We start from the raw sequence: 14,465 nt of genomic DNA on the forward strand, positions 1-14,465 counted from the left end.
CGAGGTCGGCGCAGCAGTTACCACCGAGGTCGGCGGCAGACGCGGGGCCCATACCCACGATCAGCGCGGCGACGGCGGCCATCGAAATGCGACTGAGTGTCGTCATCGATCCCCCATTCATAGTTCAAGTGCTCCATTTCCTATGCTTCCAGCGCGGAAGCAGAGTGCGCAGCCCGGCGGCTGGCTGTTCACGCTCCTTCGGGGCCGCACGCACGCGCCTCAAGCGCACGCCGTCACGAGGGAACGCGTTCGACTACGCAGAACTTGGACTGGATACGCGGTCTGCGGCAGGACCCTTAGGCGCCGGGCTTGCTTCCTGCGCTGCGATCAACTCAACGTGGATTGACCACGTTACCGACCGCATTCCTGAGACCTCGACTGGAGGACTCGCCGCACGACTCGACTTGATGCTTGACCATTATGTTTCGGCGTGTGCGCGGTCTAACAACCTGGGGTTGAAAGCTGCTCGGCGGCGCGGTGCGGCGTTCGTAATGAGTCACATTGTGGCCTGAACGACACGCATTTCGTGGACGCACGCTGTTGAATTCTCACCAACAAGTTAATGGCAGCGGATTTCATGAACATTGATCGCCATGCCGAAAGCGAAGGCGCAATAGGTGTGGGAACCTTCGTTGCCCGGAGCGCGATTTGCAGGTGTCGCGTGGTTGGCGGAAGAGCAGCAATGAACACCTGACCACTGGCCAAAGCAATCGCCCTGTTGCATCCTTGCCGACGCTTGCGCACTGCCTCCGCGATCCGACATATGGCTTAGCGAGAAGAGCCGCTCACGAGCGGCTTTGGCCAACTCGACGATCACGCGCGCGTGCCTCGGTCCAATCCACGGCCCAATTCACGGCCATGCCGAAACCAGAACCGACAGGAGACCAAACAATGACCTTCAAGCTGCCCGATCTCCCCTACGCTTACGATGCGCTCCTGCCCTACATGTCGAAGGAAACGCTGGAGTTCCATCACGACAAGCATCACCTCGCCTACGTCGACAACGGCAATAAGTTCGCCGGTCCCGGCACGAAGTACGAAGGCAAGAGCATCGAGGATATCTGCAAGGAAGCGTTCGCCGCCAAGGACGCGCCGGTCATCAACAACATCGGCCAGCACTACAATCACATCCACTTCTGGAAGTGGATGAAAAAGGGCGGTGGCGGCAAGAAGCTGCCCGCCAAGGTGCAGAAGCTCGTGGACGAGATCGGCGGCTTCGACAAGGTGCGCGCCGACTTCATCGCAGCCGGCGTCGGCCAGTTCGGCTCGGGCTGGGCGTGGCTTGCGGTCAAGAACGGCAAGCTCGAAGTTCAGAAGACGCCGAACGGCGAGAACCCGCTCATGCACGGCGCGAAGCCGATTCTCGGCGTCGATGTGTGGGAGCACAGCTACTACATCGACTATCGCAATGCGCGCCCGAAGTATCTCGAGGCCTGGTTCGACAATCTGGTCAACTGGGAGCACGTGGAAGAGATGCTCGGCTAGAGCAACGGACTTGAAATTCGCCGCCGCTTTAGGCCCACTGAGCGGAGATAAAATAGAAAAGGCCCCGTCCAACGACGGGGCCTTGTTCTTTCAGAGGAATTCGAAGAGCACGCGCCTCAAGATCCGGTCGCGCCATCGGTGAGGTCAGGCTTGAGCTCATCGGCATTCTGCGCGCGGCGCACGCGGCCCTCGAGCTGGGCGCCTTCGTCCACGGTCAGCGTCTGGTGGTGCACGTCGCCCTCGACCTTGGCACCCGACTCGAGCAGCACCCTCACGCCGCGTATGGTGCCCATGATCGAGCCGAAGACGGTGATCGTCTCGGCCGAGACGACTCCAGTGACCTTGCCGACATCGCCGATGATGACCTCGGTGCCGACCACGTCACCCTGGATCTCGCCTTCGACGCGGATCTTGCCTTTCGAGATGATGCGCAGTCCCTGGCCGATGATCGTGAGATCCTGGCCAATGATCGAGATGCCGCTGCCCGAGCCGTCGTTGACTGGCCCAGTCGGGATCACGGCCTCCGCAGTGCTGTAGTGATGCTGCGTTGGCGGCGGCTCGCTTGGCCCCCGCGCAGTCGCCGGCGACAGCGTCTGGAGCCGCAGAGCATCGATCCGCTGCGGCTCGGCGGACGCTTTGGGTGAGGTCGAACCATTACGCGTGAACATTTTTCTCCCCCGAGTTTGATAGCGACGATCACTCTGCCGCCGCGTCAAGCAAACATGGCGCCATGGTCGAAATGTGTCTTTACCAAGAGCATAAGTTGAAGGGTGCATGAACGCGCCGCGCGGCCCGAGAGGCATTTCGACTGCCGATCTGCCATCCGGGCGCCTGCATTGACGCCACGCCGGGCCACTGCAAATCTGAGGCACCCTGCGCTCATGCCGAGCGCCAAAATCGCCGACAAATCACCGTGTCACGGAGAGAAAACGCCATGGATTTCAGCGGGCAAGTTGCCGTCGTCACCGGCGCCGCCAACGGTATCGGCCGCGCCGCCGCCCTCGCCTTCGCAGCTCGCGGCGCGAAAGTCGTTGCCGTCGACCGTGATGGCGCAGGTGCCGAGAAGCTCGCGCAGGAGATCCGAGAGAAGGGCGGGACGGCTCTGGCGGTCGCCGCCGACGTCACCAAGTCGGCTGATGTCGCCCGCTACGTCAAGGCGGCCGTTGATGCTTATGGTCAGATTGACTGCTTCTTCAACAACGCTGGCATCGAGGGCAAGGTGATGCCGATTGCGGAATACGACGAGGCGGTTTTCGACGCCGTCATCGGCGTCAATCTCAGGGGCGTATTCCTGGGCCTCAGGCACGTTCTTCCTGTGATGATTGCGAAAGGCCGCGGCGCGATCGTCAACACGGCCTCCGTGGCCGGTATCACAGGCACGCCCGGCCTCGCCCCCTACGTGGCCTCCAAGCATGGCGTCATCGGCCTCACCAAATCCGTCTCGGGCGAGGTCGCGCGCCAGGGCATCCGCGTGAACGCCGTCTGCCCTGGGCCGGTGGATACGCGGATGATCCACTCCATCGAGGCGATGATCAATCCAGGCGACGCGGAGGCAGTAAGCGCGCGCTATCAATCCTCTATCCCCATGGGCCGCTATGCCACAGTGGACGAAATCGCGAGCACCGTGCTGTTCCTCTGCTCCGACTTTGCCAGCGGCATCACGGGCGCACAGTACGTCGTGGACGGGGGGCGCACCGCAACTGGCGGTGCCGCCACCACCGTCGGCTCGCCGCGAAACTGAGGCCACAGGGCCTTCGGCAGCGCATCCCATCCCTGTGGCCGGGCGGGCACCCTCAGGGACGGGGGAGCCGTATTTCAGTGTAAAGCGCGACCAAAGGCGCACCATTGAATGTTGCATCGCCGCACCGGTTTTGGCATGGTCCGCCCGCTAAAACCCGACCGGGAGGCGTACTGACGGCGGGAGCCGGCGCTGCCCACCGGGCGGCGTCACAGTATCTTTCCTTGCATCGTGCCGGCAGGCCCAGCGGTGGCCGTCACGCTGCGGGGTCTTTGCTTTGTCTGCGCCGTGCGAACTTGGTGGTCACACCATGGCCGCACGCACTCCAAGCCCTGAAGGGGGCATCTGACCAACGGGGAGCACTCTACCCATGCAGTCCATCTTGTGGGCCATCATCATCTGTGGCCTGCTTTCGATTGCCTATGGCGCGCTGACGATCCGCGCCGTCATGGCGTCGGATGCCGGCAACGCGCGCATGCAGGAGATCGCCGGCGCTATTCAGGAAGGCGCTCAGGCCTACCTCACGCGCCAGTACCAGACGATCGCCATTGCGGGCGTTCCCATCTTCATCATCGTCGGACTGCTGCTCGGCTGGCTCGTCGCCATCGGCTTCCTGATCGGCGCTGTGCTCTCCGGCCTCGCCGGATTTGTCGGCATGCACGTCTCGGTACGCGCCAACGTCCGTACGGCCCAGGCATCGACGGTCTCGCTCGCCGATGGCCTCTCGATGGCCTTCCGCTCAGGCGCCGTGACCGGCCTCCTCGTCGCCGGTCTCGCGCTCCTCGGCGTTGTCGTCTACTACGGCATTCTGACCGGCGTGATGGGCTACAGCACGACCAGCCGCACGGTGATCGACTCGCTCGTCGCGCTCGGTTTCGGCGCCTCGCTCATCTCGATCTTCGCCCGTCTCGGCGGCGGCATCTTCACGAAGGGCGCCGACGTCGGTGGTGACCTCGTCGGCAAAGTCGAGGCCGGCATCCCCGAGGACGATCCGCGCAATCCCGCGACGATCGCCGACAACGTCGGTGACAACGTCGGTGACTGCGCCGGCATGGCCGCCGACCTCTTCGAGACCTACGCGGTGACCGTCGTCGCCACCATGGTGCTCGCCGCGATCTACTTCGTGGGCCAGCCCATCGTCGGCACGCTCATGATCTATCCGCTGGCCATCTGCGGCGTCTGCGTCGTCACGTCCATCATCGGCACGTACTTCGTCCGCCTCGGCGCTAACCAGTCGATCATGGGCGCCCTCTACAAGGGCATCATTGCGACGGGCGTGCTCTCGCTGATCGTCCTCTACCCGCTCACCGAGTACCTGCTCGGCATGGGCACGGTCTTCAAGACCACGAGCGGCTTCACCTTCACCGGCATGGACCTCTTCTGGTGCGGCGCGGTCGGCCTCGTCGTGACGGCGGCCATCATCGTCGTGACCGAGTACTACACGGGCATCGGCTATCGCCCCGTGCGCTCGATCAGCCAGGCGTCCGTGACCGGCCACGGCACGAACGTCATCCAGGGCCTCGCGGTCAGCCTCGAAGCCACGGCGCTCCCGGCGCTCATCATCGTCGCCGGCATCATCGTCACCTTCAAGCTCGCCGGTCTCTTCGGCATCGCGATCGCGGTCACGACCATGCTCGCGCTCGCCGGCATGGTCGTCGCGCTCGATGCCTTCGGTCCTGTCACCGACAACGCCGGCGGCATCGCCGAGATGGCGGGCCTGCCGAAGGAGATCCGCCGCACGACCGACGCGCTCGACGCCGTCGGCAACACGACCAAAGCTGTCACCAAGGGCTACGCGATCGGCTCGGCCGGTCTCGGCGCGCTGGTGCTCTTCGCGGCCTACAATGAAGACCTCAAGTACTTCATCAGTCAGGCCAAGCCCGGATCGATGTTCCACAACCTGACGGTCGACTTCTCGCTGTCGAACCCGTACGTCGTCGTCGGCCTGCTGTTCGGCGGCCTGCTGCCCTACCTCTTCGGCGGCATCGCGATGACGGCGGTCGGTCGCGCGGCCTCCTCGATCGTCGAGGAAGTGCGTCGCCAGTTCAAGGAGAAGCCGGGCATCATGAAGGGCACCGAGAAGCCCGACTATGCCCGCGCCGTCGACATGCTGACGCGCGCCGCGATCAAGGAAATGATCGTGCCGTCGCTGCTGCCCGTTCTCTCGCCGATCGTCTGCTTCTTCGTCGTGAAGTGGATTGCCGGCACGGGCAATGCCTTCGCGGCGCTCGGCGCCATGCTGCTCGGTGTGATCGTGACCGGCCTCTTCGTCGCCATCTCGATGACGGCCGGCGGCGGCGCCTGGGACAACGCCAAGAAGGCCTTCGAAGACGGCTTCGTCGACAAAGACGGCGTGAAGCACCTCAAGGGCTCCGAGGCGCACAAGGCCTCGGTCACGGGCGACACCGTCGGCGATCCCTACAAGGACACTGCCGGCCCGGCCGTGAACCCGATGATCAAGATCACCAACATCGTGGCTCTGCTGCTGCTGGCGATCCTGGCGCATTAATTGGTTTGCCGCCGCCTGCCGGGAAGAGGTGCTTCGCCTTCTTCCGTGGTGCTATGGCGGCGGCGGCCAGAAGGACAGGGCGCCATATGTGGCGTCCGCCTGCCGGGAAGAGGTGCTTCGCCTTCTTCCGTGGTGCTATGGCGGCGGCGGCCAGAAGGACAGGGCGCCATATGTGGCGTCCGCCTGCCGGGAAGAGGTGCTTCGCCTTCTTCTCGTGCGGTAGGCCCGCAGCGGCCACACCTGGACGATAAAAGCGCGGCGCTCGAAAGGGCGCCGCGTTTTGCTTTGGCCCGTCATGCCCGCTGGGCGAACGGGGCTGATTTTCTTTTTGCGCGGCGACCCACATGAGGTGTTATCGCTGTCAGCGAGCGATCATCGCCCCTCCCCTTTGCCTTCTATGGCGATAGGGAACAACGGCGCCATTCTGGGAATGATCATGAACACCCCCATGAACTTCACGCCCAAGGATCCGAGCTTCGACGCGCGCGTGCGGGCGAGCTTCGCGCGCCAGAAGGTCATGGCGACGCTCGGCATCACCATCAAATCGATGCAGCCCGGCGAGATCGAGTTGGAGATGCCCTATTCGGCTGAGCTGACGCAGCAGCACGGCTTCATTCATGCCGGTATTCTCTCGGTAGCGCTCGACAGTGCCTGCGGATACGCAGCCTTCTCGCTCATGCCGGCGGATGTCGCGGTCCTCACCGTCGAGTTCAAGACGAATCTGCTCGCGCCGGCCGCAGGCTCGCGCTTCGTCTTCCGCGCGCGCGTGATCAAGCCGGGCCGCACGCTCACCATCTGCGAGGCTCAGGCATTTGCGCATGATGGCGGCAGCGAAAAGCTGATCGCCACGATGACCGGCACGCTGATGGCCGTGCAGAAGCGCGGTGGAATAAGTCAATAAAGACGGGCGGGTCCAGGAGGGTGCCCCTCGTCGTGTCGAAGACGCGCCTCCGGTACGGCGGAGCGCGGTCGCGGCAGACACCCAACCTGTCTGCAGGGCCGCCGCGGGCATAGCACCACGGAAGAAGGCGAAGCACCTCTTCCCAGCAGCCCGCGGCAAATAAAATCAAGGCACGAGGATCATCCGCACGGTCCCGCCATCCGACAGCTTGTCGAAGCCCTCGTTGATCTCTTCGAGCTCGATGCGCTCGCTCATCAGGCGGTCCACGGGCAGCAGCCCTTGCTGGTAGAGCGAGATGAAGCGCGGGATGTCGCGCGAGGGAATGCACGAGCCGACGTAGCTGCCTTTGATGGTGCGTTCCTCGGCAACAAGGTGCGTTCCGGGCAGCGGCATGGTGTGCGTCGGATGGGGCAGGCTCGCGGTGACGGTGGTGCCGCCGCGCTTGGTGATCTTGTAGGCGAGTTCCAGTGCTTTGATGGAGCTCGCCATCTCGAAGGCGAAGTCGACGCCGCCACCAGTGATGTCCTTCACGTGCTCGACGACGTTGGGATCGCGCGCGTTGACGGTGTGCGTCGCGCCGAGCTGCTTGGCGAGCTTGAGCTTGTCATCGAGCATGTCGATGGCGACGACCTGCCGGCAACCGGAGAGCTTCGCGCCGAGCATGGACATGAGGCCGACCCCGCCGAGGCCGACGATGGCGGCCGTCGTGCCGGGCGGGACCTTCGCCGTGTTGATGACGGCGCCGGCGCCGGTGATGACCGCACAGCCGAAGAGCGCGGCTTCCTCGAAGGGCAGCGACTTGTCGATCTTGACGACACTGCAGCGCGAGACGACGGCATACTCCGAGAACGCCGAGACGCCGACGTGGTGATAGACGGTCTGGCCGTTGCGCGAGAGGCGCGTCACGTCGTTGAGCAGCTTGCCTGCGCCATTGGCCTTGAAGCCCGGCTCGCAGAGCGCGGGGCGGCCCTCCTGGCAGGGGGCGCAGCGGCCGCAGTTCGGCACGAAGACGAGAATGACGTGATCGCCGACGGCGAGGTCCTTCACGCCGGGGCCGAGCTCCATGACCTCGCCGGCCGCCTCGTGACCGAGCACCATGGGCAGCGGGCGCGGGCGATCGCCATTGATGGTCGAAAGGTCGGAGTGACAGAGGCCCGCGGCGCGGATGCGTACCAGGATCTCGTCCTCGCCCGGTGGGTCCAGGTCCAGCGTCTCGATGACGAGCGGCTTGGACACGGCGTAGGGGCGCGGCTTTTCCATCTCGTGGATGACGGCGGCGCGGGTTTTCATTGGGCTCTCCCTGGGCGAACGGTATGTCTGTTGCCAGGATGATAGTCGCCTGTGGCTAGCGGGCAACCGGTACTTGTCGCCTCCCTCCGGGCGCGGCATGATGCCGTGGCTGGTGGGATCTGTTTGGACCATTTACTTGGGGGATACGACGATGCGGATGATGAAGATCGGACTTGCGGTAGCATTTGCGCTCGGCATGAGCGCGCCGGTGATGGCACAGCAGAGCGCGCCAAAGGCGAAGGCGCCTGTCGTGAAGGCTGGCAAGGGCGAGAAGGTTTGCCGTCACACGTTCCCGAGCGGTGAGAAGCGCGCGTGGGTGTGTAAGAAAGAAGAGCCGTGCTGCGCCTGGGACCTCATCAACTACGTGAAGTGCGGCTCGACCATCACGAAGTGCCTGTAAGCTTTCCAGGCTGAAACGGGCACCACAATTCGGGAGGATGCCGTGCTGAGGCTCGGTTGTGGCGCCGGTTTTTCGTCGGACCGGCTCGAGCCGGCGATCGATCTCGCCGAGAAGGGTGCGCTCGACTATCTCGTCTTCGAGACGATCGGCGAGCGCACGCTGGCATTTGGCCATCGCGATCGCCAGCTCGATCCGAAGCGCGGCTACAATCCGCAGCTTGCCGCGCGCATGCGCGGCACGCTCGCGGCCTGCAAGCGCCACGGCACGCGCATTGTCACCAACATGGGCGTCGCCAATGTTGCAGCGGCCGCCGAGGTCGTGGTCGATGTCGCGCGCGCGCAGGGGCTCAGCGGCGTGACCGTCGCGGCCATCGAAGGCGACGACGTCTCGGATCTGATCGGGCCCGAGACCATCCTCTTCGACAATCACGACAAGACCGTCGCCGAGGTCGGGCGCCCCGTTGTCGGCGCAAATGTCTATCTCGGCATTGACGCCATCATTCCCGGTCTCGAGAGCGGCGCCGACGTCGTGATCACCGGGCGCGTCGCCGATCCTTCGCTCTTTCTCTCGCCGCTCGTCCATCACTACGGCTGGAAGCGCGACGACTGGCAGCGGCTCGGCCAAGGCACGCTCGTCGGGCATCTCATGGAATGCGGGATGCAGATCACGGGCGGCTACTTCGCCGATCCGGGCCGCAAGAATGTGCCGCGGCTGGCGGACTGCGGCTTTCCCATTGCTGAGGTCGCCGAGAACGGCGGCTGCGTCATCACCAAGCTCGCCGATGCCGGCGGGATGGTGACGTCGCGCACGGTCAAAGAGCAGCTCATGTACGAGGTGCATGATCCTGCGGCCTACCTCACGCCGGACGTGACCGCGGACTTCAGCGGCGTCACCGTGCAGGAAGCGGGTCGCGATCGTGTCGCTGTCGCAAACGGCAGCGGGCACAAGCGCCCCGACAAATTGAAGGTCACGATCGGCTTCGACGGCGGCTTCTTCGGCGAGGCGGGTGTGAGCTATGCCGGTCCGAATGCCACGGCGCGCGCCGCACTCGCCCGCGACATTCTGAGAGACCGCCTCGCGCGCCGCCCCGGCTTCGAGGCCCTGCGCATCGACCTCATCGGCATCAATTCGCTGCACGCAACGGCGCATGGCGTCCGGGAAGAGAGCGCGGACGTGCGCGTGCACACAGCCATGCGCTCGGCCAGTCGCGATGATGTCGCGACCATGCTCTGGGAGGTCGAGTCGCTCCTCTGCTGCGGCCCTGCGGGCGGCGGCGGTTATCGCGGGCAGATCACGCCGAGCGTCATCACGCACTCCACGCTCATCGACCGCGACGCGGTACGCCCGAGCGTGAGGATGTTCCGCGCATGACCCGCCGCATCAAGCTCCATGAGATTGCGCACGCGCGCGCCGGCGACAAGGGCAACACCTCGAACGTGTCGGTGTGGGCCTATGATCCGGGCGACTACCCCCTGCTCAAGGAGCAGCTCACGCCGGAGCGCATCAAGGCCGCCTATCCCGCCCTCATCCAGGGCAGCGTCACGCGCTATGCGCTCGACCATCTGCATGGCCTGAACTTCGTCATGCACGACGCGCTCGAAGGGGGCGTGAACACCTCTCTCGGCCTCGACAGCCACGGGAAATCCTGGAGCTTCCTCGTCCTGGACCTCGACGTGGAGGTACCTGACAACCGCCCAGCTTGATCGCCCTACTGAATGTCGGGCGCGCTCAGGAGCGTTTGATGTATCGACTAATCCTACTTTTGCCCGCTTATGTATTTGCTCTCATCGCGACATCCGCCGTCCTAGCCGACAACCCCACGGCCGACTGCCTAAGCGACGACAACGAGCGCCGCATCACGGGTTGCACGATCATCATCGAAGATCCGGCAACATCGCATCTCGAACGCAGCGGTGCTCTCGGTGTTCGGGGGGCGGCATACTGGCGCAAACGAGAGTTCTACCGCGCGATCGAAGATTATGATGCCGCAATCAAGTTAGATCCACACTCGGCGGCAACGTTGAACAATCGTGCCTGGGCTCTGGTGCGCCTCGGCCGCCCGCTCGACGCCCTTGCCGATATCGAAGAGGCACTTCGGATCGATCCAGAATCCGCTCACTCGCACGACACGCGCGCGCATATTCGCCTCGCACAGGGAATGCCGGCGGAGGCGCTTGCCGATTTCCTTTTTGCTTTTGAGTACGGCGATAGTGAAATTCACAAAACTTATGAGTGCGGCCTAGTCGAAGTCGGCATCATACCCGACTCGAGTAGAAGCACTGGGAAAGCCGATGCCGAGAGGACCAGCAGGAGGATAGAGATTGTAAAGGGGCTGGCTAGGTGCGTGCAGACACCGGGCTGCAGTCCGGTACCGAAAGACGAACATCGTTGCTGAGGGCCCGATATCTTCCCGCCAGCAGGGCCGCGCGAGGGTGCCCTGTAACGCAATGTCCTCATCTGAACGTCCGCGCACGCAGGAAGGCGCGGGGCCATCCGTCGCAACCCCTTCCACCGTCACAGGACTGGACATACTTGTGTCGCAGTGCTGTTGAACATCGGCGCCAATTGTCGGCGACATAAGGCGTCGGCCGCACTGCAGGAGCACTGAATGAGACGAGCAGGCATGATCCTGGCCGCCTTATGGCTTGCCACTGCAGCCGCAACCGCGGCGCGGGCCGACAGCAGTGCCGCCGACTGCCTGAGCGACGACAACGAGCGCCGTATTGCCGGCTGCACGGTCATCATCGATAACCCCGCGACGCCGCCCCTCGACCGCAGCAACGCACTCGCCATCCGCGGCCTTGCCCTCTCGATCAAGGGCCAGCTCGACCGCGCCATCGAGGACTATGACGCCTCGCTCGCGATCAACCCGAATTCACCCTCCGCGCTCAACAATCGCGCCTGGGCATTCTACCGCTCGGGCCGCGGCACCCAAGGCCTGCCGGATGTCGAGCGCTCGCTGATGCTCAACCCGGAGAGCGAGCACTCCTGGGACACGCGCGCGCATATCCGCCAGCTCATGGGCAATGTGGAAGGCGCGCTGCGCGACTACGAGATGGCCATCCATCTCGGCGGCGAGCGCATGATCAAGCTCTATCAGTGCGGCCTTGCCGAGCGCGGACACTACCGCGGCCAGATGGACGGCATCTATAACGCCGAGACCAAGACTGCACTGCACACGTGCGTCCAGGATCGCGAGTGCGATCCGCTCCCTGCCGACGAGCAGTGCCGCCTGCCGACTTCGTAGGAACCGTTGCGCTTTCAGCGCGAGCGAGGCCGCGGCCTCGCACTCCGCATCGTGCCGAAGGCGCGTGTCCTCGACACGACGGACACTCCCGGAGCCCCGTCTTTTATGGGCTGGAGCCCGCCGCAGGCGCCATCATGTCCCCTCTCCCCATTGAAGACAATGGGGAGAGGGGGAAGTAGGGCGCAACACGCGAGCGCTGTCCGCTCGCGGGCGAGGGGACGCGATTGGCACCGGCGCACAGTAGTCATGAGCGCGCGACTGCGCGCCGGCCGGTAGGCCGTACCAGGAAGCCACAGCACCCCTTCCCAGCAGCCCGCGGCACTAAGCAATGCGCAGGGCGCCCCTGCGCCGACAGCCCTCGCGCCAGCCGCGCCGGGGGTGCTAGGCTCGCCGCAATCCGCAAGCATCAGACCCAAAGGAGCGGTGAGCCCCAATGTCCAAGTCCCCGAAGGCTGCAGCCACAGGCACGATCACGGCCGCCATCGAGAGCACTCTCGATACCATGGAGGCAGCCAACACGAAGCTCCACGCGCTCACCCAGATCACGCGCGAGAGCGCCCTCGCCGAGGCCCACCTCGCCGATGCGCGCGTGGCGGCCGGAGCTGCGCACGGTCTGCTGCACGGAATGCCGGTCGGCATCAAGGATATTGCCGATGTCGAGGGCCTCGTCTCGGGCTGCGGCTCGCTCACACGCAAGCAGGCCGAGCCGGCGCGGAAAGATGCGCACGTCGTGACGAAGCTGCGGACTGCAGGCGCCATCATCGCCGGCAAGACGCACACCGTGGAATATGCCTTCGGCGGCTACGGCACGAACGTCACTGTCGGAACGCCGTGGAACCCCTGGGATCTGAAGGTGCATCGCATTCCGGGCGGATCGTCGAGCGGCACGGGCTCGATGGTCGGCGCGGGCGTACTGCCAGGCGGGCTCGGCACGGACACCGGCGGCTCGGTGCGCATTCCTGCTGCGCTCTGCGGCTGCGTCGGCCTCAAGACCTCGATCGGCCTGATCGGGCGCTCGGGGATTGCACCGCTCTCGCAGACGCTCGATACGGCGGGCCCGCTCGCCCACGACGTGACGACGGCGGCGCGCATGTTCGCCGCCATGCTCGGGCATGATCCCGAGGATCCATCGACTGAAGATTTCCGCCCCATTGATCCCTTGCGCGATCTCGAGAAGGGCGTCGCGGGCCTGCGCATCGGGCGCATTGTCGATGAGGATCTCACGCTCACGACCGAGGAGGTCAGGGCTGACATCGCCCAATCGGCAAGCACGCTCGAGAAGCTCGGTGCGCGCATCGAACCCTTCAAGATGCCGCAGTCGTTCGAGAGCTTCACGCGGGCGACTGGCATCATCATCGCGTCCGAAGGCTATGCCAACTGGCGCAAGCTGATCGATGATCCGAAGTCAGGCATGGCCGATCCGATCCGCACGCGCTTCCTCGGCGGCAAGACGATCTCGGCCGCCGACTATCTCGATGTGATCCAGGAGCGCGGGAAGGCAATCGACGCCTTCCTCTCGGCCATGGACCGTCTCGATGCGCTCATCCTGCCGACGATCCCGTTCCCGGCGATCGCCGTTGCCGAGGTGGACGAGACGAAGTCGCCCATGGCGCACTTCACGCGTTGGGCGAACTACCTCGCCCTCGCGAGCCTTGCCATCCCGACGGCGCTCAGCAAGAGCAAGCTGCCGATGAGCCTGCAGATCGTCGTCCGTCGCTTTGATGATGCGCTGGCGCTGCGCATCGGCCGCGCCTTCGAGAAGGCGCGCGGCGATTTCCCGGCACCGAAGATCTGAGGTTGGCATGACGGAGATGACTGACGAGGTCCTGATCCGCGTCGAAGGCACGGCCGGACGCATCACGCTGAACCGGCCGAAAGCGCTCAATGCGCTGACGCTCGGCATGGTGCGTGCCATCTGGCCGGCCCTGCTCGCGTGGAAGGACGATCCGGCCGTCGAGCTCGTGATCCTCGATGGTGCCGGTAAGCGCGGGCTTTGCGCCGGCGGCGATGTGCGCTGGCTCTATGACTCGCGCGCACGCGGGCTCGACGATGCACTGGCCTTCTGGCGTGAGGAATATGCGCTCAATGCGCTGATCCACCGCTATCCGAAGCCGTTCGTGCCCATCATGGACGGCATTGTCATGGGCGGCGGCATCGGGCTTTCGGCACACGTGCAGGGCGGCGCGCGCATTGTCACGGAGCGCTCGCAGCTCGCCATGCCGGAGACGACCATCGGGCTCATTCCCGATGTCGGCGGGACATGGCTGCTCGGCCGCGCGCCGGATTCCTTCGGCGAATACCTCGGCCTCGTCGGCGAGCGTATGCATGGTGCGGGCACGATCTTCTCGGGCTTTGCGGATGTCTTCGTGCAGTCCGCCAAGCTCGATGAGCTGCGTGCGGCCCTTTGCAAGGCACGTGCGGCGGATGTGAAGAGCGTGATCGCGCAATTCACCGAGCCACCGCCGCACTCCAACCTTGCCGATCGCGCGGATGTGATCGGCCGCACGTTCTCCGCGCCAACTGTTCCTGCCATCCTGGACGCACTTGCACGCGAGGACGACGAGTGGGCCTTGAAGACGCGCGAGGCGCTTCTGGTGCGATCACCGAAGGCGATGGCCGCGACACTCGCGGCGGTGCGTCGTGCGCGCAAGCTCGGCTCGCTCGAGGACGCGCTCAACGTGGAGCTCAGGTTGTGCCTCCACTTGTTCGAGGATGGCGAATTCGTCGAAGGCGTGCGCGCCCTGCTCGTCGACAAGGACAAGAACCCGCGCTGGAATCCGCCGACGCTGGCCGAGTTGAGCGATGCGACGGTCGAGGCGCTCTTTGCGCCGCTGCCGGCCAATCAGGAGCTGGGCCTGCGGGCGCCGAACTGATCCGACAGGCGCGGGCCGACAA

Annotated in this window: 13 protein-coding genes; 11 read left to right on the top strand and 2 right to left on the bottom strand. The window is 64.9% G+C overall.

Annotated elements, in window-relative coordinates:
• Nucleotides 1–891: 891 nt before the first annotated feature.
• Nucleotides 892–1,485 carry a superoxide dismutase gene (locus CS1BSM3_RS04195; protein ID WP_072385747.1) on the top strand — a complete coding sequence of 198 codons (594 nt, stop codon included), beginning with the start codon at nucleotides 892–894 and terminating at the stop codon, nucleotides 1,483–1,485.
• 116 nt (nucleotides 1,486–1,601) lie between these two features.
• Here the strand turns inward: CS1BSM3_RS04195 and CS1BSM3_RS04200 are convergent, their stop codons facing one another.
• Nucleotides 1,602–2,153, bottom strand: coding sequence for a bactofilin family protein (locus tag CS1BSM3_RS04200; RefSeq protein WP_072385748.1), 552 nt, complete (start codon nucleotides 2,151–2,153; stop codon nucleotides 1,602–1,604).
• Nucleotides 2,154–2,419: 266 nt separating this feature from the next.
• Between CS1BSM3_RS04200 and CS1BSM3_RS04205 the strand changes: the two genes are divergently transcribed.
• From CS1BSM3_RS04205 to CS1BSM3_RS04215, 3 genes are all read left to right on the top strand, one after another.
• A complete protein-coding gene (locus tag CS1BSM3_RS04205; protein ID WP_072385749.1) occupies nucleotides 2,420–3,226 on the top strand; it encodes an SDR family NAD(P)-dependent oxidoreductase in 807 nt (268 codons plus the stop codon).
• A gap of 367 nt (nucleotides 3,227–3,593) precedes the next feature.
• A complete protein-coding gene (locus CS1BSM3_RS04210) occupies nucleotides 3,594–5,732 on the top strand; it encodes a sodium-translocating pyrophosphatase (RefSeq protein WP_072385750.1) in 2,139 nt (712 codons plus the stop codon).
• A 430-nt stretch (nucleotides 5,733–6,162) separates the two neighbouring features.
• Entirely contained in the window at nucleotides 6,163–6,633 is a 471-nt protein-coding gene (locus CS1BSM3_RS04215; protein ID WP_174263621.1) for a PaaI family thioesterase, read from the top strand.
• A 165-nt stretch (nucleotides 6,634–6,798) separates the two neighbouring features.
• On the opposite strand, the gene CS1BSM3_RS04220 is transcribed toward CS1BSM3_RS04215, so the two are convergent.
• A complete protein-coding gene (locus CS1BSM3_RS04220) occupies nucleotides 6,799–7,923 on the bottom strand; it encodes a zinc-dependent alcohol dehydrogenase family protein (protein ID WP_072385751.1) in 1,125 nt (374 codons plus the stop codon).
• Nucleotides 7,924–8,074: 151 nt separating this feature from the next.
• Here CS1BSM3_RS04220 and CS1BSM3_RS04225 point away from each other — a divergent pair, with 151 nt between their 5' ends.
• From CS1BSM3_RS04225 to CS1BSM3_RS04255, 7 genes are all read left to right on the top strand, one after another.
• A complete protein-coding gene (locus tag CS1BSM3_RS04225; RefSeq protein ID WP_143149068.1) occupies nucleotides 8,075–8,323 on the top strand; it encodes a hypothetical protein in 249 nt (82 codons plus the stop codon).
• Between the two features lie 42 nt (nucleotides 8,324–8,365).
• Nucleotides 8,366–9,694, top strand: coding sequence for an acyclic terpene utilization AtuA family protein (locus tag CS1BSM3_RS04230; RefSeq protein ID WP_244540417.1), 1,329 nt, complete (start codon nucleotides 8,366–8,368; stop codon nucleotides 9,692–9,694).
• Nucleotides 9,691–10,026 carry an AtuA-related protein gene (locus tag CS1BSM3_RS04235; RefSeq protein WP_072385754.1) on the top strand — a complete coding sequence of 112 codons (336 nt, stop codon included), beginning with the start codon at nucleotides 9,691–9,693 and terminating at the stop codon, nucleotides 10,024–10,026. The genes CS1BSM3_RS04230 and CS1BSM3_RS04235 overlap by 4 nt, the downstream gene beginning before the upstream one ends.
• A gap of 38 nt (nucleotides 10,027–10,064) precedes the next feature.
• Complete coding sequence (locus tag CS1BSM3_RS04240; protein WP_143149069.1) at nucleotides 10,065–10,718, top strand: tetratricopeptide repeat protein; 654 nt, start codon at nucleotides 10,065–10,067, stop codon at nucleotides 10,716–10,718.
• A 213-nt stretch (nucleotides 10,719–10,931) separates the two neighbouring features.
• Nucleotides 10,932–11,570, top strand: a complete 639-nt coding sequence (locus CS1BSM3_RS04245) for a tetratricopeptide repeat protein (protein WP_083528245.1) — start codon at nucleotides 10,932–10,934, stop codon at nucleotides 11,568–11,570.
• A gap of 433 nt (nucleotides 11,571–12,003) precedes the next feature.
• Nucleotides 12,004–13,365, top strand: coding sequence for an amidase (locus CS1BSM3_RS04250; protein WP_072385757.1), 1,362 nt, complete (start codon nucleotides 12,004–12,006; stop codon nucleotides 13,363–13,365).
• Between the two features lie 7 nt (nucleotides 13,366–13,372).
• A complete protein-coding gene (locus CS1BSM3_RS04255; protein ID WP_072385758.1) occupies nucleotides 13,373–14,443 on the top strand; it encodes an enoyl-CoA hydratase/isomerase family protein in 1,071 nt (356 codons plus the stop codon).
• Nucleotides 14,444–14,465: the final 22 nt, after the last annotated feature.

Origin of the sequence: Hyphomicrobium sp. CS1BSMeth3, from assembly GCF_900117415.1 — a bacterium.
In the GTDB taxonomy this organism is placed as follows: domain Bacteria; phylum Pseudomonadota; class Alphaproteobacteria; order Rhizobiales; family Hyphomicrobiaceae.

Coding starts and splice junctions, on each gene's coding strand:
- CS1BSM3_RS04195 (WP_072385747.1), top strand. CDS start 892: ATGACCTTCAAGCTGCCCGATCTCCCCTACGCTTACGATGCGCTCCTG.
- CS1BSM3_RS04200 (WP_072385748.1), bottom strand. CDS start 2,153: ATGTTCACGCGTAATGGTTCGACCTCACCCAAAGCGTCCGCCGAGCCG.
- CS1BSM3_RS04205 (WP_072385749.1), top strand. CDS start 2,420: ATGGATTTCAGCGGGCAAGTTGCCGTCGTCACCGGCGCCGCCAACGGT.
- CS1BSM3_RS04210 (WP_072385750.1), top strand. CDS start 3,594: ATGCAGTCCATCTTGTGGGCCATCATCATCTGTGGCCTGCTTTCGATT.
- CS1BSM3_RS04215 (WP_174263621.1), top strand. CDS start 6,163: ATGATCATGAACACCCCCATGAACTTCACGCCCAAGGATCCGAGCTTC.
- CS1BSM3_RS04220 (WP_072385751.1), bottom strand. CDS start 7,923: ATGAAAACCCGCGCCGCCGTCATCCACGAGATGGAAAAGCCGCGCCCC.
- CS1BSM3_RS04225 (WP_143149068.1), top strand. CDS start 8,075: ATGCGGATGATGAAGATCGGACTTGCGGTAGCATTTGCGCTCGGCATG.
- CS1BSM3_RS04235 (WP_072385754.1), top strand. CDS start 9,691: ATGACCCGCCGCATCAAGCTCCATGAGATTGCGCACGCGCGCGCCGGC.
- CS1BSM3_RS04240 (WP_143149069.1), top strand. CDS start 10,065: ATGTATCGACTAATCCTACTTTTGCCCGCTTATGTATTTGCTCTCATC.
- CS1BSM3_RS04245 (WP_083528245.1), top strand. CDS start 10,932: ATGAGACGAGCAGGCATGATCCTGGCCGCCTTATGGCTTGCCACTGCA.
- CS1BSM3_RS04250 (WP_072385757.1), top strand. CDS start 12,004: ATGTCCAAGTCCCCGAAGGCTGCAGCCACAGGCACGATCACGGCCGCC.
- CS1BSM3_RS04255 (WP_072385758.1), top strand. CDS start 13,373: ATGACGGAGATGACTGACGAGGTCCTGATCCGCGTCGAAGGCACGGCC.